The sequence below is a fragment of the Citrobacter sp. RHBSTW-01013 genome, assembly GCF_013781985.1.
Classification (GTDB): domain Bacteria; phylum Pseudomonadota; class Gammaproteobacteria; order Enterobacterales; family Enterobacteriaceae; genus Citrobacter; species Citrobacter braakii.
Window position 1 is genome coordinate 980,957 of sequence record NZ_CP056185.1, and the last position, 14,457, is coordinate 995,413.

The 14,457-nt window shown below is 53.6% G+C and carries 13 protein-coding genes; 5 read left to right on the top strand and 8 right to left on the bottom strand.

Annotation, left to right across the window (positions count from 1 at the left end):
• Positions 1-121: 121 nt before the first annotated feature.
• Entirely contained in the window at positions 122-829 is a 708-nt protein-coding gene (locus HV350_RS04810) for an aspartate/glutamate racemase (RefSeq protein ID WP_181630631.1), read from the top strand.
• Here HV350_RS04810 and HV350_RS04815 read toward each other — a convergent pair.
• Entirely contained in the window at positions 801-1,736 is a 936-nt protein-coding gene (locus tag HV350_RS04815) for a LysR family transcriptional regulator (RefSeq protein WP_016154283.1), read from the bottom strand. The genes HV350_RS04810 and HV350_RS04815 overlap by 29 nt on opposite strands.
• Positions 1,737-1,854: 118 nt before the next feature.
• Here HV350_RS04815 and lysA point away from each other — a divergent pair, with 118 nt between their 5' ends.
• On the top strand, positions 1,855-3,111 hold the full coding sequence (lysA, locus tag HV350_RS04820; RefSeq protein WP_016157384.1) for a diaminopimelate decarboxylase: 1,257 nt from the start codon (positions 1,855-1,857) through the stop codon (positions 3,109-3,111).
• A 51-nt stretch (positions 3,112-3,162) separates the two neighbouring features.
• On the opposite strand, the gene HV350_RS04825 is transcribed toward lysA, so the two are convergent.
• A complete protein-coding gene (locus HV350_RS04825) occupies positions 3,163-4,173 on the bottom strand; it encodes a LacI family DNA-binding transcriptional regulator (RefSeq protein WP_008785715.1) in 1,011 nt (336 codons plus the stop codon).
• A gap of 13 nt (positions 4,174-4,186) precedes the next feature.
• On the bottom strand, positions 4,187-5,215 hold the full coding sequence (galR, locus tag HV350_RS04830) for an HTH-type transcriptional regulator GalR (RefSeq protein ID WP_016157382.1): 1,029 nt from the start codon (positions 5,213-5,215) through the stop codon (positions 4,187-4,189).
• Between the two features lie 442 nt (positions 5,216-5,657).
• On the opposite strand from galR, the gene tnpA reads away from it, so the two are divergent.
• A complete protein-coding gene (gene tnpA, locus HV350_RS04835; RefSeq protein WP_181628790.1) occupies positions 5,658-6,116 on the top strand; it encodes an IS200/IS605 family transposase in 459 nt (152 codons plus the stop codon).
• 267 nt (positions 6,117-6,383) lie between these two features.
• Here tnpA and HV350_RS04840 read toward each other — a convergent pair.
• Positions 6,384-7,591, bottom strand: a protein-coding gene (locus HV350_RS04840; RefSeq protein WP_109455549.1) for an IS3 family transposase whose coding sequence is annotated in 2 segments (ribosomal slippage) — positions 6,384-7,270 and positions 7,270-7,591 — 1,209 coding nt in all. Because the reading frame shifts where the segments join, the coding sequence is not laid out codon by codon here.
• 283 nt (positions 7,592-7,874) lie between these two features.
• Between HV350_RS04840 and aas the strand changes: the two genes are divergently transcribed.
• Both aas and lplT read left to right on the top strand, forming a co-directional pair.
• Complete coding sequence (aas, locus tag HV350_RS04845; protein ID WP_049269337.1) at positions 7,875-10,034, top strand: bifunctional acyl-ACP--phospholipid O-acyltransferase/long-chain-fatty-acid--ACP ligase; 2,160 nt, start codon at positions 7,875-7,877, stop codon at positions 10,032-10,034.
• Complete coding sequence (gene lplT / locus HV350_RS04850) at positions 10,027-11,232, top strand: lysophospholipid transporter LplT (protein ID WP_016154279.1); 1,206 nt, start codon at positions 10,027-10,029, stop codon at positions 11,230-11,232. Before aas ends, lplT begins: the two co-directional genes overlap by 8 nt.
• A gap of 100 nt (positions 11,233-11,332) precedes the next feature.
• On the opposite strand, the gene HV350_RS04855 is transcribed toward lplT, so the two are convergent.
• The 4 genes from HV350_RS04855 to mutH form a co-directional block, all read right to left on the bottom strand.
• The gene (locus HV350_RS04855; RefSeq protein ID WP_181629910.1) at positions 11,333-12,373 is read right to left on the bottom strand and encodes an NADP(H)-dependent aldo-keto reductase; all 1,041 of its coding nucleotides are present in this window, start codon (positions 12,371-12,373) and stop codon (positions 11,333-11,335) included.
• Positions 12,374-12,479: 106 nt separating this feature from the next.
• The gene (gene ygdR / locus HV350_RS04860; RefSeq protein WP_000758660.1) at positions 12,480-12,698 is read right to left on the bottom strand and encodes a lipoprotein YgdR; all 219 of its coding nucleotides are present in this window, start codon (positions 12,696-12,698) and stop codon (positions 12,480-12,482) included.
• A 144-nt stretch (positions 12,699-12,842) separates the two neighbouring features.
• Positions 12,843-13,556, bottom strand: coding sequence for a TerC family protein (locus tag HV350_RS04865; protein WP_016154277.1), 714 nt, complete (start codon positions 13,554-13,556; stop codon positions 12,843-12,845).
• Positions 13,557-13,631: 75 nt separating this feature from the next.
• Positions 13,632-14,327, bottom strand: coding sequence for a DNA mismatch repair endonuclease MutH (gene mutH / locus HV350_RS04870; RefSeq protein ID WP_181547504.1), 696 nt, complete (start codon positions 14,325-14,327; stop codon positions 13,632-13,634).
• Positions 14,328-14,457: the final 130 nt, after the last annotated feature.

Genomic DNA, 14,457 nt, shown 5'->3' on the forward strand with positions numbered 1-14,457 from the left:
TAAAGCAATGTTTCATTAAACCTATATCAGAAAATTAAAAAAAGAAATGCACGCCAACAGATGTGGAAAGTTGATCACATCTTTGGTTCACTGGAGAGATAACAACAAATCAGGGGAAATGATGAAAACGATCGGTCTGTTGGGCGGTATGAGCTGGGAATCCACCATTCCTTATTATCGACTCATTAATGAAGAGGTAAAACAGCGTCTGGGTGGCCTGCACTCGGCACAGATTCTGTTGCACAGCGTAGATTTTCACGAGATCGAAGCCTGTCAGTCTGGCGGTGACTGGCAGCGAGCTGGGGAGATCCTCGCGCAGGCCGCCGCAGGGCTTCAGCAAGCCGGAGCGGAAGGGATTGTGCTGTGTACCAACACCATGCACAAAGTTGCTGAGGCGATTGAAACCGCCTGTGACGTGCCGTTCCTGCATATTGCCGATGCGACGGGTCGGGCCATACAAAAACAGCAGATGAGCAACGTGGCGCTACTGGGTACGCGCTACACCATGGAGCAGGATTTTTACCGCGGACGTCTACAGACTGAATTTGGTATTAGCACGCTTATTCCTGAGGCTGATGATCGTCAGAAAATAAACCAGATTATTTTCGACGAGCTGTGCCTCGGTGAGTTCAGCAACGCTTCCCGCGACTACTACCTGAGCGTAATTGATCAGTTGGCTAAACAGGGCGCTCAAGGGGTTATCTTTGGCTGTACCGAGATTGGTCTGCTGGTTCCAGCCGAGCTAAGTCCATTACCGGTTTTCGACACCGCGGCAATCCATGCGCAAGATGCGGTGGCGTTTATGCTTTCGTCTGTGGATACAAAATAGCCTCCAGTGGATCGATAAGCCTCGGGAGTTGGGCTTGCAGATGCGCCGTAAAAGCATCGACCAGCGCCGAGGCAGGGCGATGAAGTGGGTGGATCAGGCTGACCGTAAAGGGTACCGAAATACTGAAGCGGCGGATAACCACTCCGCTGCTGGCATAATCCAGCGCGGTCAGTGGGTTTACCACCGAGATCCCCACGCCCGCCCGCACCATTGCACAAATTGAAGCGGCGCTGTGGGTTTCAATCACCATGCGGCGCTTCACCTGATGTTCGTTAAACAGGGTGTCCAGTAGCTGACGATAACTGTCGGTCCGCGACAGGCTGATGTAGTTCTCTCCCTGAAAATCCTGCGGCGTTAATACCGCTTTCTCGGTCAGCGGATGCCCCTGCGGCAGTACACACACTTCATCCAGCGCCAGCAATTCGGTGCGTTTCGTTCCGGCAGGCGTATGCAGCGTTTCCGTTAACCCCAGATCGTGGCGCTGCGCCGACAGCCACTCTTCCAACAGTGGTGACTCCTGCGGCACTATCTGAATGTTGACCTGCGGATAGCGCGCAAGAAATGGCTGCAGCAGCGGCGGTAAAAAGGACTGTGAAAATACCGGCAGGCAAACAATCGACAATTCACCTTGACGAAATTCGCGCAGGCTTTCGGCGGCGCTCACAATTCTGTCCAGGCCGTACCACGAACGTTGTACCTCTTCAAACAGACGTAAGCCTTGCACGGTTGGATGCAGTCGGCCACGCGTGCGTTCAAACAGCGTTAATCCCAGGACTTTTTCGAATCGGGCCAGTTCCCGGCTGACGGTGGGCTGCGAGGTATGTAGCATGCGCGCGGCTTCCGTCAGATTACCAGCGGTCATGATGGCGTGAAAAATTTCAATGTGACGCAGGTTAACCGCGGGCATAAGCAATCCTCGAATGAGCTAATCCATATCATTTTTGCATAGACTAAAGATAAAACGATATTTTTTATTCTTTTTGAGCTGTGGCGTAATCATAAAAAAGCCAATACCGGAGCACGCCATGCCACGCCCACTCAACAACACAGACACTGACCTGACCGCCGACAACCTGTTGCGCCTGCCTGCCGAATTCGGCTGCCCGGTGTGGGTCTATGATGCGCAGATTATTCGCGCGCAGATTGCCAAACTGAGTCAGTTTGACGTGGTGCGTTTTGCCCAGAAGGCATGTTCGAATATTCATATTTTGCGCCTGATGCGCGAGCAGGGCGTGAAGGTCGATTCCGTCTCGCTTGGCGAAATTGAACGCGCGCTGGCGGCAGGTTTTGTACCGGGCAAAGATGAGATTGTCTTTACCGCCGATATGATTGATGAAGCGACGCTCGCCCGGGTGCATGAATTGAGCATTCCGGTAAATGCCGGGTCGGTCGATATGCTGGAACAACTGGGCCAGCTCTCGCCGGGCCATCGCGTGTGGCTCCGCGTAAACCCTGGCTTTGGGCATGGACACAGTCAGAAAACCAATACCGGGGGAGAGAACAGCAAGCACGGCATCTGGTACAGCGATCTTCCGGCGGCGCTGGAGGTAATTCAGCGCTATAAGCTGAAGCTGGTAGGTATTCATATGCATATCGGCTCTGGCGTGGACTACGCGCATCTGGAGCAGGTGTGCGGCGCGATGGTGCGTCAGGTGGTGGAATTTGGTCAGGATCTGGAAGCGATCTCCGCAGGCGGCGGTTTATCAATCCCGTATCGCGAAGGTGAAGAGGCGATCGACACCGATCACTATTTTGGATTGTGGAACGCCGCGCGCGATAGTATTGCGCGTCATCTGGGTCATGCCGTCAAACTGGAGATCGAACCAGGGCGTTTCCTGGTCGCGGAAGCTGGTGTGTTAGTGGCGCAGGTGCGCAGCGTAAAAGAGATGGGCAGCCGTCACTTTGTGCTGATCGATGCGGGCTTCAACGATCTGATGCGCCCGGCCATGTACGGTAGCTATCACCATATCTCCGCGCTGGCGGGAGATGGTCGTTCTCTGCAACAAACTCCTCAACGAGAGACCGTGGTGGCCGGACCGCTGTGCGAATCAGGCGACGTGTTTACCCAGCAGGAAGGCGGAAATGTGGAAACCCGTCTGTTGCCTGCGGTGGCGCCGGGTGATTATCTGGTTTTGCATGATACCGGGGCGTACGGAGCGTCAATGTCGTCAAACTACAATAGCCGCCCGCTGCTGCCGGAGGTCTTGTTTGATAACGGCGTGGCGCGACTGATTCGTCGTCGCCAGACCATTGATGAGCTGTTAGCGCTGGAATTAATCTGAGTAAAGCTGGCCGGATAAGGTGCTTGCGTCGCCATCCGGCTCTTTTTCATATTACTTAAAGTACGGTCCGAGCGTTACTGAGTCACGTAATACCAGTTTGCCGGTAAACGGAGGGATCGGCTCCACGCTCTCACCGTTGGCCAGACGTATAGCCTGGTCGATTGCCGTGGTTATCATGGTATCAATCGGCAGATAAACGGTAGATAACCCCGGTTCCAGCCATTTGGCGCTGGGCGCATCATCAAAACCAAACAGCGAGACGTCCGTCGGGATCCTCAGTCCGGCCTGATGTAACGCTTTTGATGCACCTAATGCCATGTCATCGTTACAGGCGAAAAGGGCGCTGAATTTCACCCCTTCCTCCAGCAGTTCTCGACAGGCTTCATAGCCTCGCGTCATCGTGGAGTCGCCGTATTTAACCTTATCAGGATCCCAGGGAATACCGTTTTTTTCCAGAGCCTTACGATACCCCATCAGGCGGGATTTACCGGTAGGCGTATGGCCTGGCACGGTGATACAAGCAATATCGCTGTGCCCCTGCGAGATCAGATAATTGACCGCCTGATACGCCGCGTCTTCCTGCTCAAAGAAAATCGCGCGATCGCGGGCCTGACTGACATCACGGTTGATGACCAGCAAGGGCATCGCAATGCTGTTCATCAGCGACATAATCGCCTTTTCACTCATATAGCGGGTATAGAGAATAATGGCGTCGCACTGCCTGTCGGCCAGCATTTGCACGGCTTCCTGCTCACGCTCCGGCGTGTCGTGACCATCGGTGACGATCAACTGCTTGCCGTGAGACTCCGTCTGGCGCGAGGCCTGTTGCAGCAGGCGGCCAAAGTAGAATCCATCAAATGTGGAAACCACCAGGCCAATGCTGTTGCTGGTGCGATTCGCCAAAGAGCGCGCTAAAAAGTTGGGCCGATAATCGAGTGCCTGCATGGCCTTGAACACTTTCTGGCGCGTGCTCTCTTTTACCTGACCCGTTCCATTTAGTACGCGCGAAACGGTCGCTTTTGAGACGCCTGCGTGTCGTGAAACGTCCAACATCGTAGTCATGACGCAATCCTGGTTAATCGTTTGACGATGAGTTCCCCGGCTCTGTCAGCGCCGAAACGGAATGGCGACGCACCAGAGTTGGGTTAAAGACGTGGGTAATTTCAGGTGCGGGTCGCTTCTCCGCCAACGCGAGCGCCAGTTCGGCGGCCTGGGTTGCCATCGTCACGATGGGATAGCGTACCGTGGTCAGACGTGGGCGCACATAGCGGGAAATCAGCACATCATCAAAGCCAATCAGCGAGATTTCTCCCGGCACATCAATGCCGTTATCATTCAATACGCCCATGGCGCCAGCCGCCATTGAGTCGTTGTAGCAGGCTACCGCAGTGAAGTTTTTGCCACGACCAAGTAACTCAGTCATGGCCTGTTCACCACCGCTTTCATCCGGTTCGCCGAACGTCACCAGTCGATCGCTTACCGGTATGTTGCTCTCCGCCAGCGCGTCGTAATAGCCTTGCAGACGATCTTCCGCATCAGAAATACTGTGATTGGAACACAGGTAGCCAATGCGCGTATGGCCCTGTTGAATAAGGTGTCGGGTAGCGAGCCACGCGCCGAAACGGTCATCGAGGGCAACGCAGCGTTGTTCGAATCCCGGCAGAATTCGGTTAATCAATACCATGCCGGGGATTTGCTTCATTAATGAAGCCAAATCCGCATCCGGGATGATTTTGGCATGGACAACAAGGGCCGCGCAGCGGTGGCGAATGAGCTGTTCAATCGCCTGACGTTCCTTCTGTTCATTATGGTAGCCGTTGCCAATCAGCAAAAAATTCCCGGTGTTATAGGCCACCTGCTCGACAGCTTTAACCATTGCCCCAAAGAATGGATCGGACACATCACCAACGACCAGACCGATGGTTTCAGTGGATTGTTGCGCCAGTGCACGCGCATTCGCATTGGGGTGGTAGCTGAGTGATTCCATTGCACTCGTTACGGCCAGACGCGATGCTTCGCTGGCTTTGGGGGAATCATTGATCACTCGAGAAACGGTGGCGACTGATACACCAGCTAGTCGGGCTACATCCTTTATGGTCGCCATGATAGTACCTGTTGTGGGTAAACGCTTACATTCCGTCAGTGTTACGGAAAATGGCTGGCTGTTCAAGCAGATTGCCCGTCAGGACCTCGCAAATGTGAGCGCGCGCGAGCGAAGTAAGACAGAAAATAGAAAATGCTAATTTTTGCTTACACTTTGCGATGTGCTGTTGCGATTGTTCGCTGGTGGGAGAACTGAGCGGATTGCTAAAGTTGGGATCCCAGAGGTATTGATAGGTGAAATCAACTTTCGGGTTGATCACTAGAATTACACCAGCCTGCGCAGATGCGCAGGTTTTTTTTGTGCACAGAAAACCCCCAGCTAGGCTGGGGGTTCCGGAAAGCTTTCAGCTTTGGGCCAGTTATTAAAACCCCTTTTGATTTGTTAAAACACATTGCGGTCTGGCAACTGCAAATGTTTAACAAGAAATCAAAAGGGGGTCCCAATGGGGGACGAAAAGAGCTTAGCGCACACCCGATGGAACTGTAAATATCACATAGTTTTTGCGCCCAAATACCGAAGACAAGCATTCTACGGTGAGAAACGCAGGGCGATAGGCAGCATCTTAAGAAAGCTGTGTGAGTGGAAAAACGTGCGGATCCTGGAAGCGGAATGCTGTGTAGATCATATTCATATGCTTGTGGAAATCCCACCCAAAATGAGCGTATCCGGCTTTATGGGGTATCTGAAAGGGAAAAGCAGTCTGATGCTGTATGAACAGTTTGGGGATATGAAATTCAAGTACAGGAATAGAGAGTTCTGGTGCCGGGGATACTACGTAGATACGGTGGGTAAGAACACGGTGAAGATACAGGAATACATAAAGCACCAGCTTGCAGAAGATAAAATGGGTGAGCAGTTATCGATCCCTTATGCGGTTAGCCCGTTTACGGGCCGTAAGTAACGAAGTCTGATGCAAATGTCAGATCGTATGCGCCTGTTAGGGCGCGGCTGGTAACAGAGCCTTATAGGCGCATCCGAAAAACCTCCGGCTATGCCGGAGGATATTTATTTGCCTTCAGCCTATCTGTAACAGTAACCGATAATTTACACAACTCGTTGCATTTGGGTTCATTCCTTTGCGTTTTCGTACTGGCGTATCTGGCTGCTGACGACCACAATCAAGATCCCAGATGATCTTGACCCGCCATCTCCGGACAGCTTTTGTATCTTAAGTTAACGATGTCCGCTGCCGCCGATATTCCCTCGGGGAGTGATATCCCAGCGCGCTGTGCGGGTGGTTTTCATTGTAATGTGTGAACGCTGCTGCAAGGTTTCGCAGGGCTGTTCTCACATCTGGTTTTGGCATGAACGCGATATAGTCTTCCTTCATCGTCTTCACGAATCGTTCGGCCATGCCATTGCTCTGCGGGCTGCTCACCGCTGTTGTACACGGCTCCAGATTCAGCTCTCTGGCGAACCTCCGCGTTTCATGCGCGGTATATGCTGAACCGTTATCCGTCAGCCATTGAACCGGTGTGGTCGGCAGCCCGTCGCCGAAGCGCTTTTCCACCGACCTCAGCATCACATCCTGCACCGTCGAACTGTCGTAGCCTCCTGTGCTCGCTGCCCAGTCTATGGCTTCTCTGTCGCAGCAGTCCAGCGCGAACGTGACCCGCAGCTTCTCACCGTTGTCGCAGCCGAACTCGAAGCCATCTGAACACCAGCGCATATCGCTTTCTGCCACCGCGATTTTGCCCTTATGTTCACGCTTCGACCGCTCTGGTTTGTCATGCAGTAACAGCAGATTATGCTCACTCATAAGCCGGTAAAGCCGTTTGGCGTTCACGGGGGGCAGTCCCTCTGTACGGCGTTGCGTACGCAGGATGCCCCACACACGGCGATAGCCGTAACTGGGCATATCGCTGATGATATCGAGGATCTCTGACAGTATTTCAGCGTCTGCTTCGTCATCACGCCGGTTACAGCGCCTGTCCTGCCAGTCGGCAGAACGGTTAATTCGCAGTGACAGCTGCGCACGCGACACGCCCATGGTGCGGCTGACCAGGGCTATTCCCCGTCCTTTGGCAACAAGGGCGCGTGCGCTATCCATTTTCGCGACTGAGCGTACTCCACGGCTTCTTTCAGGATCTCAACTTCCATCGTCTTCTTGCCCAGCAGGCGCTGAAGCTCCCGGACCTGCTTCAGAGCAGCAGTAAGCTCAGAAGCTGGAACAACTTCTTCTCCGGCCGCAACGGCGGTGAGGCTGCCTTCCTGATATTGCTTCTTCCACTTAAACAGCAGGCTGGGCTGGATGCCATGCAGGCGGGCGACATGGGAGACATTCATGCCCGGCTCCATCGTCTGCTGGATAATGGCGATCTTCTCCTGAGGAGTTTTACGTTTACGGACTTCTTGCCCTAACAGGATCCCGGTCATCTCAAAATTGGCGTTAGTGTTAGACATATATTCAAGCCTATCTCTTATCTGGAGATACAGCTACTGTCTGGTGTTTCAGGGGGCTACATCAATCAAGATCCCAGAGGTATTGATTGGTGAGATTATTCGGTACGCACTTCGTACCTGTCTCTTGCACCGACCTGCGCGGATGCGCAGGTTTTTTTTCGGACTGTATTTACCTGTTTACCTGTCGCGCCCATTCCCCAACTCGTATACTCTCCCACCATTAATGTTTCTATAATTAATGGCACAGGGAGTTGAGATGCTATTTGGCTTTTTTCGTAATCTGTTTCGCGTGCTTTTCCGCGTTCGCGTCACGGGCAATGTCAGCGCGCTACAGGGAGAACGCGTTCTAATCACTCCCAACCATGTCTCATTTATAGACGGCATCCTACTGGCGCTATTTTTACCGATTCGTCCCGTCTTCGCCGTTTACACCTCGATCAGCCAGCAATGGTATATGCGCTGGCTAACCCCGCTGATTGACTTCGTGCCGTTAGACCCAACCAAACCGATGTCGATTAAGCATCTGGTCCGTCTGGTCGAGCAGGGCCGTCCGGTGGTGATTTTTCCCGAAGGACGCATTTCGACCACCGGTTCGTTGATGAAAATATATGACGGTGCCGGGTTTGTCGCCGCGAAGTCGGGAGCGACGGTCGTTCCTGTCCGCATTGAGGGAGCAGAGCTTTCCCACTTCAGCCGCCTGAAAGGTCTGGTTAAACAGCGATTCTTCCCGCGTATCCAACTGCACATTCTACCGCCGACCCAAATGCCAATGCCGGAAGCCCCGCGAGCGCGCGATCGCCGCAAAATCGCCGGTGAAATGCTACATCAAATTATGATGGAAGCTCGCATGGCGGTACGCCCGCGTGAAACGCTATACGAGTCGCTGCTGGCGGCAAAATACCGTTTTGGCGCGGGCAAAAACTGCATTGAAGATGTTAACTTTACGCCGGACAGCTACCGCAAACTGCTGACTAAGACGCTCTTTGTGGCCCGTATTCTGGAAAAATACAGCGCCGAAGGTGAAAAAATCGGCCTGATGCTGCCAAATGCGGGGATCAGCGCGGCGGTCATTTTTGGTGCCATTGCGCGTCGACGCATTCCGGCCATGATGAACTACACGGCGGGCGTGAAAGGGTTAACCAGCGCCATTACTGCGTCTGAAATCAAAACGATCTTCACTTCCCGACAGTTTCTCGATAAAGGCAAACTCTGGCATCTACCGGAACAGCTCACCCAGGTACGCTGGGTTTATCTGGAAGATTTAAAAGCCGATGTGAAGTTGAGCGATAAGCTGTGGATTTTCTCACATCTGCTGGCACCGCATCTGGCGCAGGTGAAACAGCAGCCGGAAGAGGCTGCGGTGATCCTCTTTACGTCTGGTTCGGAAGGCCATCCGAAAGGCGTGGTCCACAGCCACAAGAGTATTCTGGCGAACGTTGAGCAGATTAAAACAATTGCCGATTTCACCGCCGATGACCGCTTTATGTCGGCGCTGCCGCTGTTCCACTCCTTTGGCCTGACGGTGGGATTATTCACGCCGCTACTGACCGGTGCAGAAGTATTTCTTTATCCCAGCCCGCTTCATTACCGCATTGTGCCGGAGCTGGTATACGACCGGAACTGCACCGTGTTGTTTGGTACTTCAACGTTCCTCGGCAACTATGCGCGTTTCGCGCATCCGTACGATTTCCACCGCCTGCGCTATGTGGTGGCAGGCGCGGAAAAACTGCAAGACAGCACAAAACAGCTATGGCAGGAGAAATTTGGTCTGCGCGTCCTTGAAGGCTATGGCGTGACGGAATGTGCGCCGGTTGTATCGATCAATGTACCGATGGCGGCAAAATCAGGAACGGTAGGGCGCATCTTGCCTGGCATGGATGCCCGACTGCTGGCTGTTCCGGGTATTGAGGACGGTGGGCGTTTACAACTGAAAGGCCCGAATATTATGAGCGGCTATTTGCGCGTCGAAAAACCTGGCGTGCTGGAAGTGCCGACGGCAGAAAATGCGCAGGGTGAGATTGAGCGCGGCTGGTATGACACCGGAGACATCGTCCGCTTTGATGAAAACGGCTTTGTACAGATCCAGGGGCGCGCCAAGCGTTTTGCTAAAATTGCCGGAGAGATGGTCTCGCTGGAAATGGTTGAGCAACTGGCATTGGCGGTATCTGCAGACAAAATGCACGCCACGGCGATCAAGAGCGATGCCAGCAAAGGTGAGGCGCTGGTGCTGTTCACTACCGACAGCGAACTCACACGTGAAAAACTACAGCAGTATGCGCGAGCGCATGGCGTGCCTGAACTTGCCGTACCGCGTGATATTCGCCACCTGAAGCAACTCCCATTACTCGGCAGCGGTAAGCCGGATTTTGTTACGCTGAAAAGCTGGGTCGATGAGCCGGAAAAACAACATGATTGAGTCAGCGCACACTAACACTTCAATCTGGTCCAAAGGGATGATGTCCGTCATCGCCGCGCAGTTTCTGTCGGCGTTTGGCGATAACGCACTGCTGTTCGCTACGCTGGCGCTGCTGAAGGAACAATTTTATCCGGACTGGAGCCAGCCAATCCTGCAAATGGTGTTTGTGGGCGCTTACATCCTGTTTGCGCCATTTGTTGGACAGGTGGCGGATAGCTTTGCCAAAGGCAGAGTGATGATGTTCGCGAACGCCCTGAAACTGCTGGGCGCGGCGAGTATTTGCTTCGGCATTAATCCGTTTCTCGGGTATACGCTGGTGGGGATTGGCGCGGCCGCGTATTCACCGGCCAAGTATGGCATTCTCGGTGAACTGACCACCGGTGACAAACTGGTGAAAGCCAACGGTCTGATGGAAGCCTCCACCATCGCCGCGATTTTGCTCGGTTCTGTCGCCGGCGGCGTTCTGGCCGACTGGCATGTGATTGCCGCGCTTTCTGCCTGTGCGCTGGCCTATGCTGGCGCCGTGGTGGCTAACCTGTACATCCCGAAACTGGCCGCGGCTCGTCCTGGCCAATCCTGGCATCTGGGGAAAATGACGCGCAGTTTCTTCTGCGCCGCCTCTTCGCTGTGGCGCAACGGTGAAACACGTTTTTCGTTGGTCGGAACCAGCCTTTTTTGGGGCGCGGGCGTCACGCTGCGTTTTCTGCTGGTGCTGTGGGTTCCGGTGGCGCTCGGCATCACCGATAACGCTACGCCGACCTACCTCAATGCCATGGTAGCGATTGGGATTGTCGTAGGTGCGGGGGCGGCAGCGAAGCTGGTGACGCTGGAAACCGTGTCGCGCTGTATGCCAGCGGGGATCCTGATTGGCGTCGTGGTGCTGATTTTCTCACTTCAGCATGCGCTGCTTCCGGCTTACGCGTTGCTGATGCTTATCGGCGTGTCAGGTGGCTTCTTTGTGGTACCGCTGAATGCGTTGCTGCAGGAGCGGGGCAAGAAAAGTGTCGGTGCGGGTAATGCGATCGCGGTGCAAAACCTGGGCGAAAACAGCGCGATGCTGCTGATGCTTGGGATTTACTCACTGGCAGTGCTGGTGGGGATCCCGGCGGTAGCGATTGGTATTGGATTCGGCGCGCTGTTTGCGCTGGCGATTGCGGCGCTGTGGATTTGGCAGCGCCGCCAGCCTGGTACGAGATGAGTGAACAATGAATGTACCGGATGGCAGCGTCGCCTTATCAGGCCTACAGAGAGCAGCAATTTGTAGGTCTGATAAGCGTAGCGCCATCAGGTACTAACCGTCACGGTGCAGGATAGGTATACACCTGATGCACCGCTTCAATCTCTGCCAGTACTTCTTCGCTCAACTCCAGATGCAGGCTTTCAACGTTGGTTTTTAGCTGCTCCATCGTCGTGGCTCCCAGCAGGGTGCTGGCGACAAACGGCTGACGACGCACGAATGCCAACGCCATTTGCGCAGGATCCAGATTATGGCGTTTCGCGATAGCCACATAGGCCGCAACGGCTTTTTGCGTTTGCTCGCCGCTGTAACGCGTGAAACGGCTAAACAGCGTATTGCGTGCACCGGCAGGCTTCGCGCCGTTCAGGTATTTACCGGTTAATGTACCGAAGCCAAGGCAAGAGTAGGCCAGCAGTTCAACGCCTTCATACTGGCTCACTTCCGCCAGTCCAACCTCAAAGCTGCGATTCAGCAGGCTGTAGGGGTTCTGGATGGTGGCGATGCGCGGCAGATCGTGTTTGTCCGCCAGGTGCAGGTAGCGCATCACGCCAAACGCGGTTTCATTGGACACGCCGATGTAGCGAATTTTCCCCGCGCGCTGAAACTCTGCCAGCGCGTCCAACGTATCCAGCAGCGAAACGACTGGCGCAGAGTCCGTCCAGCTGTAGCCTAACTTACCAAAGCAGTTGGTCGGGCGCTGCGGCCAGTGAACCTGATACAGATCCAGGTAATCGGTTTGCAGTCTTTTCAGGCTGTCGTGCAGCGCTTCACGGATATTTTTACGGTCCAGCGCCTGATTCGGTCGAATACCGCTGTCGTTGTTACGTGAAGGTCCACTGACCTTAGAAGCAACGATTAGCTTTTCACGGCTACCGTGTTTGGCGAGCCAGTTACCTACGTAGGTTTCGGTGAGACCCTGGGTTTCAGGACGCGGCGGTACCGGATACATCTCGGCAACGTCGATCAAATTTATGCCTTGTTCTACGGCATAATCGAGCTGTGCATGTGCGTCGGCTTCGCTGTTTTGTTCACCAAACGTCATTGTGCCCAGCCCCAGTGTACTGACTTCAAGCGAGCTGTGGGGTATACGGTGATATTGCATAGCCGTTTCCTTTTTATAATCACGACATAAGGATTATAAAAATGGCTGAGGGAAGAGAAAAAGGGAAGTAAAATTGTTAAGGCCAGCGCGCTGCTGACCTCAACCATCAGCGTTCAATGATTTGAGACACATCATCGCGATTAATCTGCATCGCATTGCCTTGCTGGTCGTGATAGCTCACCAGACCGGTATCATCGTCAATTTCTGGTTTTCCATCGGTCAGGATCATTCGACCATCTTTTGTCGCCATTACATAATCACTGCTGCATCCGGAAACGGCAAAAGCCAGTCCTACGGCGGAAATCAAAACTGCCCATTTTTTCATCTGCTTATCCTCACATGGCCTGCATCTGACAATAGTTTAGTAATAACGCGAAGTTGTGCATGGCGAAAGCAGTAAAATCTTAAACTGTGAGAAGAGGTAGGTGTGGCGCGCATTCGCTCCCCGTGCGGGGAGCGATGGATTTCATCAGAGCGGATTTTTTTTATTACGCCACAGGTTCAGGGTCTCTACCGCAATAGAGAAGAACATGGCGAAATAGATATATCCTTTCGGAACGTGGACGTCGAAACTTTCCAGAATTAGCGTGAAACCGACCAGAATCAGGAACGAGAGCGCCAGCATTTTTACCGAAGGATGGCGATCGACAAAATCGCCAATCGGGCGTGCAGCAAACATCATCACACCCACGGCAATCACCACTGCCGCCATCATGATAAACAGATGATCGGACAAGCCTACCGCAGTAATCACGGAATCCAGGCTGAAGATAATGTCTAACAACATGATCTGCACAATCGCGCCCAGAAAAGAGGAAACGCGGGTTTTCAGTCCCTCTTCCTCACCTTCAATGGATTCATGGATCTCCTTACTGGCTTTCCAGATCAGGAACAATCCCCCCAGTAGAAGGATCAGGTCGCGCGCTGATATTGCCTCGCCAAACACTTCGAATAGCGGGTTTGTCAGACGCGTTACCCAGGCGATAGAGGCCAGCAGTGCCAGACGCATGATCATCGCCGCTGCAAGCCCAATACGTCGGGCATGATTGCGTTGCGCTGTCGGGAGTTTGGCTACAACCAGAGAGAGGAAAATAATATTGTCGATCCCAAGAACGATCTCCAGCAGCGTCAGCGTACCGAGCGCAAGCCAGGCGTTAGGATCGGTTATCCATGCAAATAACATCGAACAAAGTCCTGCCAAAAAAAAGAAGCGGTAATTATAGGCCCGTAACGCGGCGGGTGAAAGACCGGACGGTGCCTATTGCGCCTGGAACAAGAAATGTCGCTCAAGCAATGCGCTCGTGAAGTTCTTTTTCAAGTAAAAACCGCGTGGTAGGGTCAGGATGGGTTCGCCATGGGCGCCAATGGCCTCGGTAAGCGCTCGGGCGTTGGCGGCTTTAGGACGCAGCTGTAGCACTTCCCCATGGCGGGCAGTGATGCGTTCGACGTGGCCTAACACTATCATGTCCATCAACTCTTCCCAGTCCAGACGCAATTGCCGGTCTTCTTCTTCATTCGGGCTCCACAGCAGGGGAGAACCGACGCGGCGCTCAGCCAGCGGGATGCTGCGTTCGCCTTCTACCGGGATCCACAGAACGCGTTTAAGTTTGTGCCGCACATGGCTGGTTTCCCAGGTAACGCCGGTATTGCCGGTTAACGGTGCCACGCACACAAAGGTGGTTTCCAGCGGTCTGCCAAGGCTATCCACTGGGATTGTTTTCAGCTCCACGCCCAGCGCCGCAAAATCCTGCTCCGGTTTGCTGCCCGCACTGGCGCCGAGCCAGATTTCCAGTAACACGCCAATCCAGCCTTTATCGCGCTTGAGATCCTTGGGGGTAACGAGTCCTGCCATTGCCGCCAACTCTCCCAGCGCGTAGCCCGAAAGCAGCTGTGCCTGGCTCAACAACTGGGCTTCAGATTCAGGGGGAGAAAGCAGCGGATGGAGTTCTGACATCGGGTTAACCCTTAGGTGAAAAAATGAGCAAAGATTTTATACCGTGTGGACAGAGTTTATCTTTTTCCACATGCTTTATTCAATTCTATGATTTATATTGGTTTTTAGATTCACATACGCAGAGTTGCGC

Excerpts from the sequence above, each read along its gene's own strand:
- HV350_RS04810 (WP_181630631.1), top strand. The coding sequence starts at position 122 with ATGAAAACGATCGGTCTGTTGGGCGGTATGAGCTGGGAATCCACCATT.
- HV350_RS04815 (WP_016154283.1), bottom strand. The coding sequence starts at position 1,736 with ATGCCCGCGGTTAACCTGCGTCACATTGAAATTTTTCACGCCATCATG.
- lysA (WP_016157384.1), top strand. The coding sequence starts at position 1,855 with ATGCCACGCCCACTCAACAACACAGACACTGACCTGACCGCCGACAAC.
- HV350_RS04825 (WP_008785715.1), bottom strand. The coding sequence starts at position 4,173 with ATGACTACGATGTTGGACGTTTCACGACACGCAGGCGTCTCAAAAGCG.
- galR (WP_016157382.1), bottom strand. The coding sequence starts at position 5,215 with ATGGCGACCATAAAGGATGTAGCCCGACTAGCTGGTGTATCAGTCGCC.
- tnpA (WP_181628790.1), top strand. The coding sequence starts at position 5,658 with ATGGGGGACGAAAAGAGCTTAGCGCACACCCGATGGAACTGTAAATAT.
- aas (WP_049269337.1), top strand. The coding sequence starts at position 7,875 with ATGCTATTTGGCTTTTTTCGTAATCTGTTTCGCGTGCTTTTCCGCGTT.
- lplT (WP_016154279.1), top strand. The coding sequence starts at position 10,027 with ATGATTGAGTCAGCGCACACTAACACTTCAATCTGGTCCAAAGGGATG.
- HV350_RS04855 (WP_181629910.1), bottom strand. The coding sequence starts at position 12,373 with ATGCAATATCACCGTATACCCCACAGCTCGCTTGAAGTCAGTACACTG.
- ygdR (WP_000758660.1), bottom strand. The coding sequence starts at position 12,698 with ATGAAAAAATGGGCAGTTTTGATTTCCGCCGTAGGACTGGCTTTTGCC.
- HV350_RS04865 (WP_016154277.1), bottom strand. The coding sequence starts at position 13,556 with ATGTTATTTGCATGGATAACCGATCCTAACGCCTGGCTTGCGCTCGGT.
- mutH (WP_181547504.1), bottom strand. The coding sequence starts at position 14,327 with ATGTCAGAACTCCATCCGCTGCTTTCTCCCCCTGAATCTGAAGCCCAG.